17 protein-coding genes are annotated in these 19531 nt (G+C 67.0%); 6 read left to right on the top strand and 11 right to left on the bottom strand.

All coding sequences use genetic code 11. From position 1 onward, the window contains the following. Window positions 1-465: 465 nt before the first annotated feature. The 3 genes from ACQR0Z_RS29725 (at window position 466) to ACQR0Z_RS29715 (ending at window position 3653) form a co-directional block, all read left to right on the top strand. Window positions 466-1185, top strand: coding sequence for a transglutaminase-like cysteine peptidase (locus ACQR0Z_RS29725; RefSeq protein WP_434920978.1), 720 nt, complete (start codon window positions 466-468; stop codon window positions 1183-1185). A gap of 195 nt (window positions 1186-1380) precedes the next feature. Continuing rightward, window positions 1381-2130, top strand: coding sequence for an ABC transporter ATP-binding protein (locus tag ACQR0Z_RS29720; RefSeq protein ID WP_434859612.1), 750 nt, complete (start codon window positions 1381-1383; stop codon window positions 2128-2130). Next, complete coding sequence (locus ACQR0Z_RS29715) at window positions 2127-3653, top strand: permease (protein ID WP_434920977.1); 1527 nt, start codon at window positions 2127-2129, stop codon at window positions 3651-3653. Before ACQR0Z_RS29720 ends, ACQR0Z_RS29715 begins: the two co-directional genes overlap by 4 nt. A gap of 5 nt (window positions 3654-3658) precedes the next feature. On the opposite strand, the gene ACQR0Z_RS29710 is transcribed toward ACQR0Z_RS29715, so the two are convergent. Further along, complete coding sequence (locus ACQR0Z_RS29710; RefSeq protein WP_434920976.1) at window positions 3659-4561, bottom strand: alpha/beta fold hydrolase; 903 nt, start codon at window positions 4559-4561, stop codon at window positions 3659-3661. Between the two features lie 111 nt (window positions 4562-4672). Between ACQR0Z_RS29710 and ACQR0Z_RS29705 the strand changes: the two genes are divergently transcribed. Beyond that, a complete protein-coding gene (locus tag ACQR0Z_RS29705) occupies window positions 4673-5491 on the top strand; it encodes an MBL fold metallo-hydrolase (RefSeq protein ID WP_434920975.1) in 819 nt (272 codons plus the stop codon). Here ACQR0Z_RS29705 and ACQR0Z_RS29700 read toward each other — a convergent pair. Continuing rightward, on the bottom strand, window positions 5488-5940 hold the full coding sequence (locus ACQR0Z_RS29700) for a cupin domain-containing protein (protein ID WP_434921049.1): 453 nt from the start codon (window positions 5938-5940) through the stop codon (window positions 5488-5490). The genes ACQR0Z_RS29705 and ACQR0Z_RS29700 overlap by 4 nt on opposite strands. Window positions 5941-6266: 326 nt before the next feature. Between ACQR0Z_RS29700 and ACQR0Z_RS29695 the strand changes: the two genes are divergently transcribed. Further along, window positions 6267-6737, top strand: coding sequence for a DUF4399 domain-containing protein (locus ACQR0Z_RS29695; RefSeq protein ID WP_434920974.1), 471 nt, complete (start codon window positions 6267-6269; stop codon window positions 6735-6737). 93 nt (window positions 6738-6830) lie between these two features. Here ACQR0Z_RS29695 and ACQR0Z_RS29690 read toward each other — a convergent pair whose 3' ends face one another. The 3 genes from ACQR0Z_RS29690 to ACQR0Z_RS29680 form a co-directional block, all read right to left on the bottom strand. Then, complete coding sequence (locus tag ACQR0Z_RS29690; protein ID WP_434920973.1) at window positions 6831-9512, bottom strand: methyl-accepting chemotaxis protein; 2682 nt, start codon at window positions 9510-9512, stop codon at window positions 6831-6833. Window positions 9513-9837: 325 nt separating this feature from the next. Continuing rightward, window positions 9838-11094 (bottom strand): aminopeptidase, encoded by a 1257-nt coding sequence (locus ACQR0Z_RS29685; RefSeq protein WP_434920972.1) that lies wholly within the window; start codon window positions 11092-11094, stop codon window positions 9838-9840. A gap of 1537 nt (window positions 11095-12631) precedes the next feature. Then, entirely contained in the window at window positions 12632-13027 is a 396-nt protein-coding gene (locus tag ACQR0Z_RS29680) for a GFA family protein (RefSeq protein WP_434920971.1), read from the bottom strand. A 211-nt stretch (window positions 13028-13238) separates the two neighbouring features. Here ACQR0Z_RS29680 and ACQR0Z_RS29675 point away from each other — a divergent pair, with 211 nt between their 5' ends. Continuing rightward, window positions 13239-13835, top strand: coding sequence for a hypothetical protein (locus ACQR0Z_RS29675; protein ID WP_434861726.1), 597 nt, complete (start codon window positions 13239-13241; stop codon window positions 13833-13835). Between the two features lie 394 nt (window positions 13836-14229). Here ACQR0Z_RS29675 and ACQR0Z_RS29670 read toward each other — a convergent pair whose 3' ends face one another. From ACQR0Z_RS29670 to ACQR0Z_RS29645, 6 genes are all read right to left on the bottom strand, one after another. After that, on the bottom strand, window positions 14230-14829 hold the full coding sequence (locus ACQR0Z_RS29670; RefSeq protein ID WP_434920970.1) for a VOC family protein: 600 nt from the start codon (window positions 14827-14829) through the stop codon (window positions 14230-14232). Window positions 14830-15183: 354 nt separating this feature from the next. Next, complete coding sequence (locus ACQR0Z_RS29665) at window positions 15184-15900, bottom strand: SDR family oxidoreductase (RefSeq protein ID WP_434920969.1); 717 nt, start codon at window positions 15898-15900, stop codon at window positions 15184-15186. Further along, on the bottom strand, window positions 15897-16757 hold the full coding sequence (locus ACQR0Z_RS29660) for an ATP-binding cassette domain-containing protein (RefSeq protein WP_434920968.1): 861 nt from the start codon (window positions 16755-16757) through the stop codon (window positions 15897-15899). The genes ACQR0Z_RS29665 and ACQR0Z_RS29660 overlap by 4 nt, the downstream gene beginning before the upstream one ends. Continuing rightward, window positions 16754-17629, bottom strand: a complete 876-nt coding sequence (locus ACQR0Z_RS29655; protein WP_434920967.1) for an ABC transporter ATP-binding protein — start codon at window positions 17627-17629, stop codon at window positions 16754-16756. Before ACQR0Z_RS29655 ends, ACQR0Z_RS29660 begins: the two co-directional genes overlap by 4 nt. Then, window positions 17626-18516, bottom strand: a complete 891-nt coding sequence (locus ACQR0Z_RS29650; RefSeq protein ID WP_434920966.1) for an ABC transporter permease — start codon at window positions 18514-18516, stop codon at window positions 17626-17628. The genes ACQR0Z_RS29655 and ACQR0Z_RS29650 overlap by 4 nt, the downstream gene beginning before the upstream one ends. Next, window positions 18509-19516, bottom strand: a complete 1008-nt coding sequence (locus ACQR0Z_RS29645; protein WP_434920965.1) for an ABC transporter permease — start codon at window positions 19514-19516, stop codon at window positions 18509-18511. Before ACQR0Z_RS29645 ends, ACQR0Z_RS29650 begins: the two co-directional genes overlap by 8 nt. Between the last annotated feature and the right edge of the window lie 15 nt (window positions 19517-19531).

Below are 19531 nucleotides of genomic sequence, written 5' to 3'. Positions count from 1 at the left end.
CGTCTTTTCGGCTGACGCCGCAAAACACTTACAAGTATTCAGTCAGCGTCATTTGGCTAACCAAAGTAATCTGAAGTACTTTGGAAGACATGATTACCTTTCCTGACCTCGGCATCCTCACCGGCGTACCCTTATGATCGGATTTCAAGTCGAGCAGTGTGATCGGGCTAACAAGAATCAAAGATTTGCATCAATTTAGCAGGAGCTGCGGCTCGACGCAGGCCACAACCTTGCCGCGAATCCGAGAGATGGTCGCGACCCTGGCTCGCCTTTCGTTAGAATTTGTCGCATCGGCGCAACACAACGTTCAGCGTGAAGGTCGAGATTTGATCGCCCGTGCGCCGGCCTTAAGTCTGGGCCAAGGGGTCCCCGCCCATGCTGCATGCAACATCGGGTTCCGCCAGGCGCTGCATTGCGCCGGAGGAGATCTGGGGCATGGGGCGTCACATGACTATTCTCAAGCTGATGCGCGCGTCGCTGGCCGTCGCCGCGGCCGTCGCGGTCGTCTGGACGGGCGATCCGGCTGGGGCAGGCCCGATCGGCCAGCCGTTGGGACTGGCAACCACCATTCGCGCGACGGCAGAACCTTTCGGGCTGATACGCGTCGACCTGCAGACGGGCTCGCTGGCCAGCAAATGGGCGGCGCTCGCGCGCAAGCTCGACGACGAGCGGGTTCAATTGGCGCTGTGCGACGGTGACCGCGCGCACTGCGTTTCGCCGGCCGCGCTCAGCCTCTTGGCCATCGTCGACCAGGGCCGTCTCCGCACCGGCCGAGCCCGGCTCGGCGAGATCAACCGCGCCATCAATCTGGCCATCCGGCCGGCCAGCGACCTCGACCAGTATGGCCAGATGGACGTCTGGGCCTCGCCGCTCGCGACCTTCGATCGCCATGCCGGCGACTGCGAGGACTATGCGATCGCCAAGTTCGTCGCCCTGCGGCTGGCTGGGATCGACGCGGACGACCTGCGCATCGTGATCCTGCGCGACATCGTCCGCGGCGAGGATCACGCCGTCGCCGCCGCCCGCCTCGACGGACACTGGCTGCTGCTCGACAACCAGCGCATGGCCATGATCGAGGACGCCGATGCGCAGCGCATCCACCCCTTGTTCGTGCTCGACGAGACAGGCATCGGCCGATTCCAGCCGGCGCCCCTGCTGGCGGAGATGGCCGGTTTGACCCGCTAGCCTCCAGCATTCGAGCTGGAAAGATCCGATCGATGCCCCCATCATCGCCGTGATCCCGTCCGGACGCGGTGGTCCAATCGCCGGGGAACGCGTTGCTTCGAGGCGCGACCTGGCGTCCGCCGACGTGATCGAGCGGCCGTTCACCGCGCCGCAACGAGTTGCGTTCAAGTTGCCGACGCGAACCAACGAGCGGTCATGATGCCAGACAGCCCTGCCCTCGCCGTGCGAGGTCTCACCAAATGCTTCGAACGGCCGGCGGTCGATGGCCTCGACCTCGTGGTGCGTTCGGGCGAGTTCTACGCGCTGGTCGGTCCCAACGGCGCCGGCAAGACCACCACCCTGCGCATGGTCGCAGGGCTGCTGCGGCCGGATGCCGGACAGGTGGAAATCTTCGGCATCGATGCGCTGCGCGATCCGATCGCCGCCAAGCAGGTGATGGCGTGGGTCTCCGACGAGCCCATGATCTACGACAAGCTCACGCCGCTCGAATATCTGGAATTCGTCGCCGGGCTGTGGGGCATCGATCCCTCGACGTCCGGCCAGACCGCCCGCGATCTGCTGATCTCGCTCGGGCTCGAGCCGCATCTGCACGAGCGCTGCGAGGGCTTTTCCAAGGGCATGCGCCAGAAGGTGGCGCTGGCGGGCGCGCTCATTCATGATCCCCGGCTGATCATCCTGGACGAGCCGCTCACCGGTCTGGACGCCGTCTCCGCACGCCACGTCAAGGGCCTGCTGGCCGAGCGCGTCCGCCGCGGCGGCACGGTGATCATGACGACCCACATCCTCGAAGTCGCCGAGCGCATGGCCGACCGGATCGGGGTCATCGCCGCCGGTCGCGTGGTGGCCGAGGGCACGCTCGCCGAACTGCGCCAGCAGAATGGCCGCACCGACACCAGCCTCGAGGAACTCTTCATCGCTCTCGTAGAGGTGGAGTCCGCGGCATGACGCGGGCGGCGACGCTGGCCTGGTTCGCGCGCCACGAGCTCCGGCTCGCCTGGCGCGAATGGCTCGGCATGATCACCGCCGGCAAGCGCCGCCGCACGCGCGCGGCTATCATCGGCCTCGTGCTGTTCGGCGCGGTCATGCACGTGCCGGCCTGGGTCGTGGTCGGCCGCTATGCCGACCTCGCGCCGCCGCTCGACAAGACCGCGCTGATCGTCGTCACCGCGACCATCATGCTGTCCTGGGCTCTGATGCTGTCGCAGGCGATCGAGTCGGTGACGCGCGTGTTCTACGCCCGTGCCGATCTCGATTTGATCATGTCGTCGCCGGTGCGACTCGCCGAGATCTTCTCGGTCCGGATTGCCGCCATCGCGCTGTCCGTGACCAGCATGGCGCTGCTTCTGGCAACACCGTTCGTCGACGTGCTGCTGATCGAAGGCGGCGTGCGCTGGCTCGCGGCCTTCGTCGTGGTCGCAGCGGTGGGACTGTCTGCCGCCGCGATCGCCATCGCGATCACGATCATCCTGTTCCGCCTGATCGGTCCCGCGCGCACGCGGCTGGTCGCGCAGATCCTGGCCGCCGTGATCGGCGCCGGGTTCGTGATCATGCTGCAGATCGCGGCCATCATGTCCTATGGCACGCTGTCGCGCTTCGCCATCCTCACCTCCGATGCCGCGGCGGCGATCGCGCCCGATCCCGACAGTCTCGTCTGGCTGCCGGCGCGCGCGGCGCTCGGCGACGGCCAGGCGCTGCTCATCCTGCTGGCTGCCGGATTGCTGCTGCTCGGCGTCGTCATGCTGGTGTTCTCGCCGCGCTTTGCCGACACGGCGATCAGCGCTGCGGCCCAGGGGGTCTCGACCCGCGCCGGCGCGAAGATCCAGGCGTTCCGCGGCGGCTCGCGGCAGCAGGCGCTGCGGCGCAAGGAATTCATGCTGCTGCGGCGCGACCCCTGGCTGATCTCGCAGACGCTGATGCAGCTGCTCTATCTGGTGCCGCCGGCCTTGTTGCTGTGGCGGAGCTATTCCGACAGCTCGCAGGCCGTCATCCTGATCACGCCGGTCATCGTCATGGCCGCCGGCCAGCTCGCCGGCGGCCTGGCCTGGCTCACGATCTCCGGCGAGGACGCGCAGGAGCTGGTCGCCACGGCGCCGTTGCCCGCCTCGCGGATCGTGCGCGCCAAGATCGAAGTGGTGCTGATCGCGATCACGCTGATCTTCGCCCCCCTGGTGCTCGCGTTCGGCTGGGTTGCACCGGCCCAGGCGGCGGTCACGGCGGCGGCCGTGCTGATCGCGACCATCTCCTCCACCGCGATCCAGCTCTGGTTCCGCATCCAGGCGCGGCGCAGCCAGTTCCGCCGCCGCCAGACCTCGTCCCGGCTCGCGACCTTCGCGGAAGCCTTCTCCTCGATCGGCTGGGCTGCGACTGCAGCGCTCGCGCTGGCGCTGCCCGAAGGAGCGGTGATCTGCGGGCTGATGACCGCAGCGCTGCTGTTCTTCGCTTGGAAGCTGAGCCCGGCTCGGGCCTGACAGTTTCAGCGCAGCACCTCCCTGACGGCAGCCGTGAACGCCTCGGGCGCCTCCTGCGGCAGATTGTGGCCGGCGCGCGGGATCACGCGATGCGCGATCCGGTTGCTGAATTTTCCAGCGTGCGCACGGCCGTCGGTCGCCGGGGTGACGCCATCGGCATCGCCATCGAGCGTGATCGTGGGCACGGTGATGACGGGCTGCGCCGCCAACCGCTGTTCGAGCTCCTGATAGCGCGGGTCCCCCTCGGCCAGGCCGTAGCGATGGCGATAGCTGTGGATCACGACTTCGACGTGATCCGGATTGTCGAAGGCCTCGGCCGAGCGCGCGAAGGTCGCATCGTCGAAGCGCCAGTTCGGTGACCATTGCTGCCACAGCAGCCGCGCGATTTCGGCGCGGTGGGCGGCGAGCCCGGCGCGGCCGCGTTCGGTCTGGAAGTACCATTGATACCAATAGGCAAATTCCTGCGGGACCGAAGCAGGCTTGAGCGCCTTCGCGATATCCTGGATGGCATAGCCCCCCACCGAGACCAGACCGGCGCAGCGTTCCGGCCACAGCGCCGCGCCAACGCAGGCCGCCCGTCCGCCCCAATCATAGCCGGCGAACACGGCACGCGGGATCGCCAGCGCATCGATCAGCGCGATGAGGTCGGCGCCGATCGCCGCCTGCTGACCCGATCTCGGTATCGACGGATCAAGGAAGCGCGTCGACCCGTAGCCGCGGACGTAGGGCACGATCACCCGGCAGCCGTGCGCGGCGAGGCGCGGCGCGACGTCGACATAGGAGTGGATGTCGTAGGGATAGCCGTGCAGCAGGATGACGGCCGGACCATCGGCCGGTCCGCTTTCGAAATAGGCAATGCGCAGCACGCCTGCATCAATCTCGCGCAGCGGCTGTAGTCGAGCAGTCATGACATCCTCCCACGTCGTCCACCCGCCCTCATCGATCGGTGCGTTGTGGTGAGGATAGTGAAGATGCGGTTTAGGCGCTACACTCGCAGCTGCCGTTGAAGGGGAACCGACATGCTGCGCTCGCTGGTCTCGCTGCTCGCCGTCCTGGTCTCGTTCGCATCGCCTGCGCTGGCGCAATCGGGACCGCGCACCAGCGAGTGTCTCGCGATGGCCGGCAACACGCCGCGCGCGATGCCTGTCAGCCTGCGCCGGACGGCCGCCGCCGCCAACGAGGTGACGATCACCTATGCCGGTCATTCGACCTACTTCATCGACACGCCGATGGGCATCCGCATCGCCACCGACTACAGCGGCGCCTATCAGGTCGGGCGGCTGCCGGACGTCATCACCATGAACCGGGCGCATTCGACGCACTACACGCTGGCGCCCGATCCGCGCATTCCGCACGTGCTGCGCGGCTGGGGCGACGACGGCAAGCCGGCGCAGATCTTCGAGCGCATCGGCGACGTGCTGGTCCGCAACATCACCACCGACATCCGCCGCTATTTCAGCGACTCGCTCGGCGCCGACATGATCAAGGACGGCAACTCGATCTTCATCTTCGAGGTCGCCGGCCTTTGCATCGGCCATCTCGGCCATCTGCACGTCAAGCTCGACGAGACGCATTTCGCCGCGATCGGCCGGCTCGACGTGGTGATGGTGCCGATCGACGGCACCTACACGATGTCGCTGGACGGCATCTCCGAGATCACCAAGCGGCTGCGCGCCTCGGTGGTGCTGCCGATGCACCGCTTCGCGACGCCGCTCGAAGAGTTCATGCGCAACATCGGCCAGCAGTTCGAGATCGACCGCCGCACCGAGCGGTCCTTGAAAATGTCGCGCGAGCTTTTGCCGTCGAGTCCGACCGTTATTATCCTGGACGGGGTCTAGGCGCCCGCGAGGCTGGTGCCGCGGCGGCCTTCCGGGGTCAGGAACATGCGCTTGAGCTTGTTGATCACGCGCACCGCCAGCCCGAGCACGTAAGGCTGCGTCTTCAGGCAGAAGGCGAGCTTCTTGACGTGGCCCTCGACGGTCCATTTGGCATGCGCGCCGTCGCGGAAGAAGACCACGTCGCCCGGCCCGTAGCGCTTCGCCGGCATCCCCTCGCTCTCCAGCACGATCGCGCCTTCGAGGATCAGGATGGTCTCGTCGAAATCGTAGTACCAGTTGAACTTGCCCTCGGTGCAATGCCAGACGATGGTCGAGCCAAGGCCGTCGCTGCTGCGCGCGATCGTGCAGGAGGTCGCGGTCGGATTGCCCTCGATGATCCAGGACGGCTCGATCGGCGCCGGCGACAGGTCGGCGGTGAGATTGGCGGTTTCGATCAGGGACGGCGACATCATGAACCTCAAATGCATCGGGCTGAAATGTTCCGGCGGGCGCCGGCATGAGCCCGCGACCGTAGCGGGTTGCACCTAACCGGTGCTTTCCGCGGTCGTTAAGATTTGATCGGATCGCCGCGACCTGCGGTCGCATCACAACCACGCCAGCGCTATAAACATCACGCGGGCGCCGCAATTTGTTCGCGGCCTCGCCAAACCTGATGATCTACTGTTTGCCCGCACTGCAAGATGCGGTCGCGCCACCTCCGGTAGCCCTCCGCCGCCTTGCGCCGTGCCTTCACCTTTAGAGATTTGCCGACGTCGCAGAGATAAGGATTTCCAGGATGCGCCGACTGAGACTCGCCCTCACGCTGTCCGCCGCCACGCTCGCAACCACGCTTGCAGCCGCCAGCCTCGTCATGGCCGGCGAGACGCCGGCTCCCGACAACGCCAAGGCCTACTTCATCAACCTGAAGGACGGCGACAAGGTGACCTCGCCGGTCCTGATCCGCTTCGGCCTGTCCGGCATGGGCGTCGCGCCGTCCGGCACCGAGGCCCCGAACACCGGCCACCATCACCTCCTGATCGACGCGCCCGCGCTCGAGGGCGACGCGCTGAACGAGGCCATTCCCGTGGACGCCGGCCACGTGCATTTCGGCAAGGGCCAGACCGAGGCCTCGGTCAACCTGACGCCTGGCCAGCACACGCTGCAGCTCGTGCTCGGCGACTGGAGCCACATCCCGCACAACAAGCCGGTCATGTCGGAGCGCATCACCATCACCGTCGAGCCCAGCACTCAGGCCAAGTCTCCATAAGCCCGAAGTCTCCATGAGTCCGGAGCGGCGCAGCTTGTGATCCCGCGAGCTGCGCCGCCTCCCCGTGCTCGATCTCTGACACCCCGCGCTCATCTACGTCTTGAACGCCAGCCGCAGGCCGCCCCAGTGGCGATCCCTGATCCTGATCGGCACATCGATCTCCTTCACGATCATCGTGACTCCGCCGCCCATGTCGCGCTCGTAGCGTTGCGCGAGATGCCCGCGGAGCGTTCGCGCGGCCGCCATGCCGGCGCGGTCCTTATAAAAGCGGCGGTTGCGGCTGTTCGCGACGTTCCAGGCCTGGTCGCCCGGCCGTTGCGGCTGCGAGACCTTGCGGTTGTGGGTCGGGATGTAGGCATTCCTGTCGATCGCGACGCAGAACACGACGTTCGGATCGGCGGCCAAGGCCGCCTCCTGGAGCGGCGCCAACAAGCGGTCGCAGAGGGTCGTGAACGGAGCTTCGAACTGCTCGGGATCGGTGCCCGCAATCCGCCGGTAGTCGAAATCGAACCAGGTCGCGATGGTGCTCTCGCCTGACGCGATCGACTGCTCGATCGCGGCCGTGATCCTGTCGGCCACCGCCATTGCGGCATCGACCTGAGCCTGGTCGGCGCCGTCGATCTTGGCGAGGAGGGCCGTGACACCGCGATGCTCGCTCTCGCCGGCCTCGCGAAAGCTGACGTGAACGTCGCGATTGCCGATCGCAACGATCTCGCCTTCGACCGCGCCGAACGCCGCGCAGTCCACCTTCACAGGCTGCTGCTCGGCAAGACCGACGACATCCATCGCGGCGCGGAAGCGCAGGCCGCCCGCGGAGAGATCGAGCACGGTCCCGTCGATATGTCCTCCGCGGCCATGGAGGCGCGCGGCAATGCTCACGGGCCGGCGCATGTCGGACGTCCGGCGGTCGCCGACGCTCGAGCTGCGCAAAGACACCATGAGGTTGGCGCGCAGCTCCGAGACCCGGCCGTTGGTCCCGGTCACCAGCTCCGACACAGCCTGGGTCTGCTGCTCGATCTGCGACGAGCGGCTGGAGATCCGGGTGACATTCTCCGCGACCAGGGCCACGCCGGACGAGGCCTCGGCGAGACTGCGCGCGACTTCGCGCAAGGTCGCCTCCTGCTCCTCGGCCGCCGCGGCCATCGCGGCGCTCGCGCCATCGATGCTGCCGATCGCCGCGCTGATCTTGCTGATCACGGCGGTCGAGTCCGAGGTGGCGCTCGAGATGCGGTCGATGCGCTGAGCGATGTCGTCGGCAGCCTCGGACGTCTTGCGCGCCAGCGCCTTGACTTCATGCGCGACGATCGCGAACCCGGCGCCGGCCTCGCCGGCGCGCGCCGCCTCGATGGTGGCGTTGAGCGCCAGCAGATTGGTCTGCGCCGCCACCTCCGCGATCGTGCTGACCACCGAGGAGATCTGCTCGGCGGCATCGCTCAAGGCGGCGACCGTCGATCCCGCCTGCTGCGCTTCGCGCGCCGCGCGGCTGGCGAGCTCCGCCGTCTCGGCCGCGCGCTGCGCGATCTCCCGCCCCGTCGCCGACAGCTCTTCCGCCGAGCTCGACACCGTGGTGACGTTGCTGCTCGCGCTGGCGGAGGCCTGCGCGACCATGCCGGCCTCGCTCGCGATCGTCTTCGCCTCCGACACGGCCTGCGCGCTGCGCGTCGAGGCGTCGCTGCTGATCGTCATCACCTCGGCGACGGCGCAATCGAGATCCGTCTCGAGCAGCTCCCACATCTCGGCGAACATCCGTTTGCGCTCGCGCTCGGCAACCTCCTTGGCCCTGGCCTGCTCCTCGGTGAGGCGGCGGTTCTCCAACAGCTTGCCGTGGAAGATGCCGAGCGCGTGCGAGATCTGGCCGACCTCGTCGCGGCGCTTGACCTTCTCGAGGCGGACGTCGAGATCGTTTTGCGCCAGCCGCTCCATCGCGCGGGCCATCTGCAGCAGCGGCGAAGCGAGCCAGCGGCCGAACAGGAACGCGCCTGCGGCGGTGACCAGCAGCGTGATGCAGATCGACCAGAACACGTCGTCCTTGACCGCGGCAAGCTCGGCCTTGACCACCCCGAGCCGCTGGTCGGCCGCGGACCTGATCGCCTGCAAGGTCGGGCTGATGCTGTCATAGTGCCGCGTCAGCTCGGCCGCTTCAGCCATCAGCTTGGTTTGTCCAGCCATGTAGGCGAGGAAGCTCTCGCGATAGATGGTCATCAGCTTGACGATCTCGGCCTTGACCGCCTCCGGCAGATCGGCCTTGGCGAGCTCGGGGCCGAACTCGTCGACGCGCTTGCGCAGATCGTCGCCGTATTTGGGATCGCCGCGCAGCATGAAATCCTTCTCGTGCCGGCGCATCATCAGCATCAGCACGGCGAGGCGCGGCTGGTCGTATTTCGTCAGCTGGCTCTCGATCGAGCGGACGGCGCCGCGCAGCTTGCCCTGAAGGCCGTCGTTCTCGTTGAAGCCGATGAGCTTCTGCGCGGCGACGAGGTTGGCGAACCGGCTCGCATAGCCGTTGACGGCCTCGCGCGACGCAGCGGCCTGCCGCGCGGTCTCGTCATCCGGGTTCGCCGCGAGGATCTGGTCGACCTGGTCGAGCCGCGACGCAATCGACGCCACGGTCTGGTCGTGCGTTGCGACCTTCGCGTCCGACGGCTTCTGCAGGAATTCGCTCGCCGTCCCCCGGGCCTGCAACAGCCCCTCCCAGATGCCGCCGCTCAGGCCGGCGAGCGTCGCGACACGATCGGCGATCCGCTGGCTGCGCCGCTCGATCGAAAGGCCTGCCAAGTACAGGCAGCCGATGACCGCAACACCGGCCACTCCAAGACAAAGAATTTGGCCTCTCAGCCCAAATCGAATTCCGCCGCGCGCCGGACTCACATCCGAAACGACCATCGCTGTTCCCTATGCGTCTATGAAGTAACAGCGGCGAGTTTTATGCGTTTTGCTTAATGACGAACTAATTACGATAGGCACGACGAAACAATTCAACCCATGGATGCAGTAGATTTACGGGATTTCCCGTCGACCTACGCGCTGCCCAACAGCTCTACTCACGCTCTCGTGCAGTCGGCGGCCCGTCATGCGACGGACCGCCAACACGCGAATCGGATTACGCCCACTCGCCGTTGCGGAACACCGGCACGCGGCGGCCATCGGCATGAACGCCATCGATGTTGGTCTCGGCGGCGCCGATCATCCAGTCGATGTGGATCAGGCTCTGGTTGCCGCCTTGCGCCGCGATCTGCTGCGGCGACAGCGAGGTGCCGTTGACGAAGCACTTCGAGTAGCACTGGCCGAGCGCGATGTGCGAGGCGGCGTTCTCATCGAACAGCGTGTTGTAGAACAACAGGCCGCTCTTGGAGATCGGCGAGGAGTGCGGCACCAGTGCCACCTCGCCGAGGCGGCGCGCGCCCTCGTCGGTGTCGAGCACCTTGTTCAGCACCTGCTCGCCCTTCGAGGCCTTGGCCTCGACGATGCGGCCTTCCTCGAACTTGACCTGGATGTCGTCGATCAGCGTGCCCTGATAGGACAGCGGCTTGGAGCTTCGAACGTGGCCGGACACGCGACGGCAATGCGGCGTCGTGAACACCTCCTCGGTCGGGATGTTGGCGTTGCAGGTGATGCCGTTCTTCGCGGTCGAGGCGCCGCCTTCCCATTCGTGCCCGTCGGCCAGGCCGATCGTGAGATCCATGCCGGGGCCGGTGTAATGCAGCGCATGGAAGCGCTGGCCGTTGAGCCATTCGGTGCGCTCGCGCAGCACCGCGTTGTGGCGCTCCCAGGCGGACACCGCATCCTCGCGGTCGACTCGCGACGCGGCGAAGATCGCGTCGGCAAGCTTCGCCACAGCGACCTCCTCCGGCACATCCGGGAAGACCAGCTTGGCCCAGGCCGGGCTCGGATAAGCGATGATGTTCCAGTTGGTCTCGAAATTGGTGATCTTCTCCAGCGCCGGCTGATAGGCCTTGGAGTTCGCCTTGCTGGCGCGCGCGACCTTGGCCGGATCCTGGCCCGACAGCAGCATCGGATTGTCGCCGACGATGGCGAGCCGCGCGGTGTTCTCGGTGAACGCCTTGGCCATGCCCTGGTAGAGCCAGTCCGCGGCGCGATCGAAGCTCTCGTCGTGACCATAGCGATAGCGCGCCAAGGTCAGCTCCTCGTCGGAGAAGAACGAGGTCACGATGCCGGCGCCGGCCTTGTAGGCGTGCTCGGCCACCTTGCGCACCAGCGGCAGCGCCACCGACGGCGCCGTCAGCAGCAGATCCTGCCCCGGCCGCAGTTGCAGCCCGACCTTCACCGCCACCTCGGCAAGGCGGTCAAGCTTCACGGGATCGATGGCGGTATCGAAGCTTCGGGGGTGTGCGGTCATCGAGGGTCCAGTTCCGTTGCTTTGGGATCATCAAGAGATAGGCCAATGGATCGGGCGGTCAATGGCGAAGACGGCGCCACATTCTCCACTGTCGTCCCGGGCAAGCCGCGACGCGCGCAGCGCGGTGTGGCGCCGACCCGGGACCCATAGCCACCGGCAGGAGTTGTTGCGCGAGCTGGAGCTCCAGCGTGCCCCATACCACCGCTGCGGCGTATGGGTCCCGGATCGGCGCTGCGACGCGCCCTGCGCGTCACGGCTTGTCCGGGACGACAGCGGAGATTGTCGCTCCCGCTCGTCATCTCACGCCTATTCGTCATTCTCGCGCCTCATCGTCCCGATCGTCCCCGCTGTCATCGCCCGCGCAGGCGGGCGATCCAGTAGTCCACCGGCCGTGCGGTCAATCATGACTGCCGCGGCGTACTGGATCACCCGCCTGCGCGGGTGATGACATCGAGGTTGTTGCGCGAGCAGTGCAGAACATGGCGAAACGGTCTCGCGGCGCGCCTGGCGTCCGAGTGATGCATCGTTCTCACCCTCTGCAAGCCGAGGGTGCAGGGAGAGCCGGGCCTCGACTGAGGCCCGTGGCCCGCCTGCGGAAAAAAATGCAGGCGGCAGGTACCACAGGTCCAGCCGGAACGACCCGGCCCTCCATGCGCGATGGCGTTACGGCTGCTTCGCGCTCTCCCAGGTGCACCGGGCTTTCTGGCCACCTTTCGCGACAATGCGCTTCTCGCGCCTTGCGCGGGACACCAGCATCGGGGTGTCAGGACCACGCGACTTGACCGTGCGGACCAATCTGTTCGTCGGCGCGATGTGATCACGCTGCAAACCGGCCCGCCCACCACATCCCGCACCCCACGCTTCGTGACGACCGCGCAGCGCCCCTCGTCGATGAGGCGGGACGAGGGAGATAAGATCATGATTTTCCGAAATCGCGAAGCGGAATATTTTTACTAACAGGACTGGACAGCCCAAATCAGCTTGAACGCAAAGGTGAAATCAGATTCTGCGCGCTGGCCGATGGCGCGTTGCTCTGGGCCTGCCGACAGCGGGCCTCCCTGCTGCTGACTCGATGAGCCGTGCCCTCTCCTCGCGTGAGGTCGTTCACTCCCCCTTGTGGGGGAGGGCTAGGGAGGGGGGCGCCACGCCCACCGTCCTCTCGGCTCCCCCCTCCCCCACAAGGGGGGAGGGAGCGTGGAGATCTTGCACTCCTAACGAGGACGAACTGGCAGGCGGATGAGCTCGTAGCTCAGATGCCTGCCGGCTCAATGAGCCGTGCCCTCTCCTCGCCCGAGTTCGTTCCCTCCCCCCTTGTGGGGGAGGGCTAGGGAGGGGGGTGGCCACACTCACCACCCTCTCGGCTACCCCCTGCCCCACAAGGGGGGAGGGAGCGTGGAGAGCTTGCCGTCCTCACGATGACAACCTTGAAAGGACAACGCGTGACGCAGCGGCCATCTGCACGAGGTCGCGCGCGGTCACGAATGGCAAAGGTTGCCGACGCGGAATTCGTTTCCGTCATGCATCGCGCCGCAGTCAGTCAGCCCTCGACAGGAAGATCCTCACCATGGACGTACCAGTCCGCGCGCGACGCCCAGTGCACGTGGCGATCCGGCGCGGCGCCGAGCGGCTGATCGAAACTGCCGGCAGGAATGATCGCCTCGCGACCACTGCGCGTCAGGTGCGGCATCGGGCTGCCGCACCTGTTGCAGAACGCGGTGGCGAAGCTCCGCGCCTGCGGCAGGTCGAAGCGCGAGACGCTCTCCTCACCACGCAGCCAGCGGAGAGCCGGCGCTTTGACGATGACTTCGCACGAATGTGCCGTGCCGCTGGCCTTGCGACAGCGCGAGCAATGACAGTTGAGAAATCGATCGAACGGAGCATCGACCTCGAACGCAACCTGGCCGCACAAACAGCTGCCACGAAACGCGGTCATTTCTTCCTCCTTTTGCCATCGAGCTGACAAGCGGCCGCCGGCGACGCGCGGCTAGACCGAGTCAAGCAAATTGATCAATTCGGAACTGCCGCAGCGGGCAGTCGCATCCCAGAAATGCATGGCTCACGGGCGATTCCGTCACGTTGAGGACACGTTTGCCGGTTGATTGGCGCGCGGCAGGGGGATTTCACAGTGTACAGGAGTCCTCCGAATGTACCGCGTTGTTCTTGTCGTCGCCGCATTGCTGGCTCTCTCCGTTCAAGCCGAGGCACGTCCTCGTCATCATCATCATCACTATTCCTATCATCATCACTCCTCCCATCACCGCTACGCCTATCGCCAGCACTCCTTCATGAACGCGATGGCTTCGATTCCGGGCGAAGCCCGTGTCGTGGCCGGTCGACCGTCGGGATGCCCCCATGCCTTCTGCGGCTGCGAAGCGTCGCTCTATACGTTTGGCCGGATCATTCCCGAGTTGAACCTCGCGTCCAACTGGCGCCGCTTTCCGCGCGCCATGCCGGCGCCGGGCATGGCGGCCGTCCGCTCCGGCCACGTCATGATCCTGCAGCAGCAGGTCGCCGGCAATGTGTGGCTGGTGCATGACGGCAATTCCGGCGGCCACGTCACCCGCGAGCATCCGCGCTCCATCGCCGGATATACGATCGTGAATCCGCGGGGTGGTTCGACGATGTTCGGCGCGGCAGCCGGAGCCACGCGCGAAGCCCGTGCGTCGCGCTATCAGCGGGTGGCGCGCAACACGCGCTCGGATGGGTGGATGGCCAGCGCGGCGCCGATGGCGTTCAATTAGGACGAGGTCGCTCCCTCCTCTCTTGAAGTGAGGCTGTCGCGACGTACGATCCTGCAAGTGAGTGACTCCGTCATGCCCGGGCCTGTCCCGCCTGCGCGGCCGAAGCTGCTTCGGCGCGGCGGAGGCTCGGGCATCCACGTCCATCCACGGGTGCCGAACGACGTGGATGGCCGGGACAAGCCCGGCCACGATGACGGAGAGAGATCAGCGCGAAACGACGATCTTCAAACGCGAGAGGATTGCATCATCGGATGCAAGCCGGGTGGGAGAGGGATAAGTCGTTCCGCTCGCACGTCCCGTGCGGCAGCCCCTCACCCCAACCCTCTCCCCGTAAGAACGGGGAGAGGGAGTCGAAGCACCGCCGGCGTGGAGCCAGAGGCTTCTCGTCGTCTTATTACTTCTGCGGCTCCGTCGTCGACCACAGCAGGGTCGTCGCGTTCTTCTCGTAGGCCATGCCCTTGGGGTAGCTGATCAGCTCCATCTGGAGATCCCAGGGTGTCAGGAAGTACAGGATCGACTGGCCTGCTGCGGGGCCTTCATTGATCGGGATCGGGCCCTGCATGGTGCGCACACCCTTCGACTTCAGATACGCGGCGGCCTTGTCGATGTCGTCGACATAGAGCGCGATGTGATGGCCGCCGAGATCGCTGTTCTTCGGCTGCGTCTTGACCTGGTCGGGCGCCTCGTACTGGAACAGCTCGATGTTGGAGCCATAGCCGCAGCGGACCATGCTGATCTCGTGGATGACGGCGCGCGGATGCACGTTGACGACGTCCTGCATGAAGGTGCCCTTGTCGTCGGAGAACGGCCCGAACGACATCGCCTGCTTGCAGCCGATGACGTCCGTGAAGAACGCAATCGCGGCCTTCACGTCCGGCACGGTGATGCCGGTGTGGTCGTGGCCGCGCAGGCCGGGGATGGAGTCGGCGGCGGCGAGGGTGGAGGAGAGAGCGAGGGCGGCGAGAGCGGTGCTGATGAGTTTGGTGATTTTCATTGAAGACTCCGACCTAGGATTGACATCGAACGATTGGGGCCTCGTGCTTCGAGACGCGCCGCCAAGGCGGCGCTCCTCAGCATGAGGGTTTGAGTTCCGAATGCGGCGCGCACATCAGCTATCGGCTGAGAGCTCGGGAGATGAGCCAGGAGCTTCGCACCGCCCCGCGCGCCCGGGCTGCTCGAACCGCCCCCTCCCCTCACCCTGAGGAGCCCGCCATAGGCGGGCGTCTCGAAGGGCGAGGCCGCTGCTGGGGCCTCATGGTTCGAGACGGCGCCATGGGGCGCCTCCTCACCATGAGGATTGAGATCGAAATCTCGCAGCGCGCGCACACGCACGCTGCCGTCGTTACGCTCACCCCGCCGCCAGCTGCTTCTCCACCGCCTTGTGATCCTGCGCGAGGCCGGCGGCGAGGCCGCGGGCCATGTCGCCGACATAGATGTCCTCCTCGCCCGCCTCGTAGCCGTCGAGGATGTCCTTCGCGGCGTCTGCCGGCGTCATCTTTGGAATCGGCAGCCCGGCCGTCATCCGCGTATCGACAGCGCCGGGCAGCGCGCCCGCGACACGGACGCCTTTCGGCTCGAGCTCGCCGCGCAGGCCCTGCGTCAGACTGAGCGCCGCGGCCTTGGAGGCGCAATAGGAGCCCATCAGCGGCAGGTTCACGCGGGCCAGGATGGTGAGAATGTTGAGCACCGCGCCGTGGTTCCTGATCAGCACCGGCGCGAAGGCGCGGGTGAGCCGCAGCGGCGCGAGATAGTTGATCGCGATCTCCTCGGTGGCGATGGCGAGATTGGGGGCGAGCAGGAAGGCGGTGTTGTGGTTGACGCCGGCATTGTTGATCAGCAGCGTCGCGTCGGAGGCCTGCGCTGCGGCGGCCGCCGCGTCGGCATCGCTGGTGACGTCGAGCTTGAGCGGCACGACCTTGTCGGTGGCCGCAAGCCCGGAGACGTCGCGCGCGGCGGCGTAGACCTTGGCGGCGCCGCGCGCCAGCAACTCGGCGATCAGCGCGGTGGCGATGGCACCGGTGGCGCCGGTGATGACGACGACGGAACTCTTGACCGAAGTGCTCATGCGGCTGATCCCTGCTGCTGTGGTTGCTGACGGGACGGGGAGTCGTCGAGCCAGCCCGGCTCGACATCGGGGAGCGGAATGGCTGCGAGGAGCTGGCGCGTGTAGGCGTGTTGTGGATGGGAGAAGATGCGGCCGACCGGGCCGTGCTCGACCACCTCGCCGCCCTTGAGAATGGCGACCTCGTCGCAGAGCACGCGGATCACGGACAGGTCATGGCTGATGAAGACGACGGTGAGGCCGAGCTTGGCGCGCAGCTCCTTCAGCAGCATCAGGATGTGCGCCTGGGTCGAGACGTCGAGGCCCGAGACGATCTCGTCGGCGACGATGAAGTCAGGCTGCAGCGCGAGCGCCCGCGCGATGCCGGCGCGCTGCCGCTGGCCGCCGGAGAGCTCGTGCGGATAGCGATCGACGAACGACGTCGGCAGGCCGACGAGATCGAGCAGCGCCGCGGCCTTGTCGCGACGGTCGCGCCGACCGCTGAGGCGGCCGTAGACTTCGAGCTGGCGCGTCAAGGTCACCGCGAGCGGTAGCCTCGGATTGAGCGAGGATTGCGGATCCTGGAAGATCATCTGGATGCGCGCGCGCAATGGGCGCAAAGCGGCTTCCGAGAGATGGCTGATCTCGACGCCGTCGAACTGGATGCCACCCGAGGTCGGCTCCAGCAGCCGCACCAGCAGCCGGCCGAGCGTGGTCTTGCCCGAGCCGGATTCGCCGACCAGGCCGAGCACCGCGCCGCGCGGCACGGCGAGATCGACGGACTTGATGACGTCGCGCATCACAGGCTTGCCGAACAGCGAGGTCGAGCGCGCCGGATAGGCGAAGCCGAGCTGGCCGGTGCGCAGCAGGATGTCGCTCATGCCGGCCTCCCGGCGCCGAGTTGATCGAGCCGGCGCGCCTCGGCCCACAGGCTCTCGATCAGCGCCGGCGGCACCGGCTTCAGGCTGTCTGCCGGGCGATCGGCGCGCGGCGTCGCCGCCAGCAGCGCGCGCGTGTAGGCGTGATGCGGCTTCACCAGGACATCGGCGGTCAAGCCGTCCTCGAGCACGCGCCCGGCATGCAGCACGGTCATGCTGCGACATACTTTTGCGACGACACCGAGATCGTGGGTGACGAACAGGATCGCGGCGCCATGGCGCTGGCGCATCCGCTCGACCAGCTGCAGCACCTGGCGCTGCACGGTGACGTCGAGCGCGGTGGTCGGCTCGTCGGCGATCACCAGCGACGGATCGCAGGCGAAGGCCATCGCGATCAGCACACGCTGGCGCATGCCGCCGGAGAGCTCGTGCGGGTATGACGCGAGCACGCGGCCGGAATCGCGGATCGCGACCTCGGCGAGCAGCTCGGCGGCGCGGTCGAGCGCGGCGCGCTTGGAGAGCTTCAAATGCAGCTGCAGCACCGCCGCCATCTGCGCGCCGATGCGCCGGACGGGATTGAGCGAGGTCATCGGGTCCTGCGGGATCAGCGCGATGCGGCGCCCGAGCAGATCGCGGCGCTGCTTGTCGGGCATCGCCAGGAGATCGCGGCCTTCGAAGCTCACATGGCCCGCCGTGATGTTCGCCTTCGCCGGCAGCAGACCGAAGATGGTGCGGCCGACCATCGACTTGCCGGCGCCGGACTCGCCGACCAGTCCGCGCACCTCGCCGGCCTCGACGCGCAAGGAGACGCCGCGCAGCACCTTTGCGGCCCCGATCGCGACGTGCAGGTTTTCGATCTCCAGCACGGCGGTCATCGGCGCTGCACCGGGTCGAGCGCGGCGCGCAGACCGTCGCCGAACAGATTGAAGCCGATGACGCTGACGATGACGGCGGCGATCGGCAGCGCCATGATCCACGGTGCCTGATAGACGATCTGCCGTCCCTCGGTGATCATGCCGCCCCAGCTCGCGGTATCGCCGGTGACGGAGATGCCGACGAAGGAGAGGATGACCTCGACCAGGATCGCGATGCCCATCTCGACGGCGAGCAGGGTCACGATCAGCGGGATCAGATTGGGCAGGATCTCGAGCCGCAGCGCCTGCATGCGGGTGAGGCCAAGCACGCGCGACGCGGCTGCGTAGTCGCGGGCGAGCTGGGCCTGGGTCTCGGCGCGAGTGATGCGCGCAAAGCGCGTCCAGTCGACCACGACGATCGCGGCGATGACGGAGGTCAGGCCGGCGCCGATCACGGCGGCGAGCACGATCGACAGCAGCACCGGCGGGAACGCCATCCAGACATCGATCATCCGCGACACCAGTTGATCGGGCACGCCGCCGAAGGCGCCGGCGATCAGGCCGAGCGCGACGCCGATGAGCGCGGCGAGCGCCGAGGCGACCAGCGCCACCGCCACGGCGGTGCGCGCGGAGTACATCAGCCGCGACAGCACGCAGCGGCCCAGGCTGTCGGTGCCGAGCGGGAACGCCGCTTCACCGCCGCGAATGAAGGACGGCGGCAATTGCGCCGACATCAGGTCCTGCTCGGCCGGGTCGTGCGGGGCGATGGCTGGGGCGAACAGCGCGATCAGCAGCAAGAGAGCGACGAGGCCGCCGCCGATCCACAGCCGCGCCCCGCCGCGCGCGAGCGCGCTGCGCCAGCGCGAGGGCGTTGCCATGATGGGCCCTGAGAGAACGAGATCAGCCACGACGCAGCCTCGGATCGAGCAGCGCGACGAGAAGATCGACGGCGAGGTTGAGCGCGATGAACAGCACGGCGAAGGTCAGGATCAGCCCCTGGATCAGCGGGAAGTCGCGGTTGATGACGGCATCGATCGCCATGTTGCCGATGCCCTCATAGGAGAAGATACGCTCGACCAGCACGGTGCCGCCGAGCAGCAGGGTGACCTGCACGCCTGAGAGCGCCACCGTCGGGATCAGCGCGTTGGGAAACACCTCGCGCTGCAGGATGGTGGTGCGCGAGAAGCCGCGGGTGCGGGCGATCTGCGCGTAGTCCTGATCCTCGGCCTCGGCGAGTTGCGCCTTGAGCAGCCGTGCGACGAGCGCGGCGAAGGGCAGCGCCAGTGCGAGCGACGGAAGAAGCATGTGGCGCAGCAGATCGGCGGCGACGTCGAGGCGCAAGGTGAGCAGGCTCTCGATCAGATAGAAGTGGGTGCGGAAGGCCACGGCGAGCTGCGGGTCGAGCCGGCCGGAGATCGGCAACAGCGGCAGCAGCACGCCGAAGCCGAGCAGCAGGATCAGCGCCCAGAGGAAATCGGGAATCGCGAGGAAGACGCCGTTGACCGTGTCGAGCAGCCACTCGGCGCGGGTGCCGCGCATGAGGCTGCCGACCAGCGCAACCGCTCCGCCCATCAGCAGCGCCATCACGACCGAGAGCGACGCGAGTTCAAGCGTCGCCGGCAGCCGTGCGCCGACCAGCTCGAACACCTGCTGGCGCAGGCTGATCGAGCGGCCGAAATCGCCTGATACGACCTGGCCGAGCCAGGTGATGAACTGCGACAGCAGCGGCTGGTCGAGGCCGTAGAGCGCGCGTAGCCGCGCGATATCGGCAGGCGAGGCGCCGGGCGGGATCATCATGGCGATGGGATCGCCGGGCACGACGCGCAGCAGCACGAACACGATGGCGCCGACGCCGAGCAGGGTCGGCGGGATCAGAGCGAGGCGCTTGAGTAGGGCGCTCCAGCGCATCGCTCGAACTCCGTC

The sequence above is a fragment of the Bradyrhizobium sp. HKCCYLS3077 genome, from assembly GCF_051167555.1.
Taxonomy (GTDB): domain Bacteria; phylum Pseudomonadota; class Alphaproteobacteria; order Rhizobiales; family Xanthobacteraceae; genus Bradyrhizobium.
Note: the sequence above shows the minus strand (reverse complement) of the source record. Positions and strands in the feature narration are given on the sequence as shown.

Coding starts and splice junctions, on each gene's coding strand:
- ACQR0Z_RS29655 (WP_434920967.1), bottom strand. CDS start 17,629: ATGACCGCCGTGCTGGAGATCGAAAACCTGCACGTCGCGATCGGGGCC.
- ACQR0Z_RS29700 (WP_434921049.1), bottom strand. CDS start 5,940: ATGTCGCCGTCCCTGATCGAAACCGCCAATCTCACCGCCGACCTGTCG.
- ACQR0Z_RS29660 (WP_434920968.1), bottom strand. CDS start 16,757: ATGAGCGACATCCTGCTGCGCACCGGCCAGCTCGGCTTCGCCTATCCG.
- ACQR0Z_RS29675 (WP_434861726.1), top strand. CDS start 13,239: ATGTACCGCGTTGTTCTTGTCGTCGCCGCATTGCTGGCTCTCTCCGTT.
- ACQR0Z_RS29645 (WP_434920965.1), bottom strand. CDS start 19,516: ATGCGCTGGAGCGCCCTACTCAAGCGCCTCGCTCTGATCCCGCCGACC.
- ACQR0Z_RS29685 (WP_434920972.1), bottom strand. CDS start 11,094: ATGACCGCACACCCCCGAAGCTTCGATACCGCCATCGATCCCGTGAAG.
- ACQR0Z_RS29725 (WP_434920978.1), top strand. CDS start 466: ATGCGCGCGTCGCTGGCCGTCGCCGCGGCCGTCGCGGTCGTCTGGACG.
- ACQR0Z_RS29720 (WP_434859612.1), top strand. CDS start 1,381: ATGATGCCAGACAGCCCTGCCCTCGCCGTGCGAGGTCTCACCAAATGC.
- ACQR0Z_RS29705 (WP_434920975.1), top strand. CDS start 4,673: ATGCTGCGCTCGCTGGTCTCGCTGCTCGCCGTCCTGGTCTCGTTCGCA.
- ACQR0Z_RS29665 (WP_434920969.1), bottom strand. CDS start 15,900: ATGAGCACTTCGGTCAAGAGTTCCGTCGTCGTCATCACCGGCGCCACC.
- ACQR0Z_RS29670 (WP_434920970.1), bottom strand. CDS start 14,829: ATGAAAATCACCAAACTCATCAGCACCGCTCTCGCCGCCCTCGCTCTC.
- ACQR0Z_RS29715 (WP_434920977.1), top strand. CDS start 2,127: ATGACGCGGGCGGCGACGCTGGCCTGGTTCGCGCGCCACGAGCTCCGG.
- ACQR0Z_RS29695 (WP_434920974.1), top strand. CDS start 6,267: ATGCGCCGACTGAGACTCGCCCTCACGCTGTCCGCCGCCACGCTCGCA.
- ACQR0Z_RS29710 (WP_434920976.1), bottom strand. CDS start 4,561: ATGACTGCTCGACTACAGCCGCTGCGCGAGATTGATGCAGGCGTGCTG.
- ACQR0Z_RS29680 (WP_434920971.1), bottom strand. CDS start 13,027: ATGACCGCGTTTCGTGGCAGCTGTTTGTGCGGCCAGGTTGCGTTCGAG.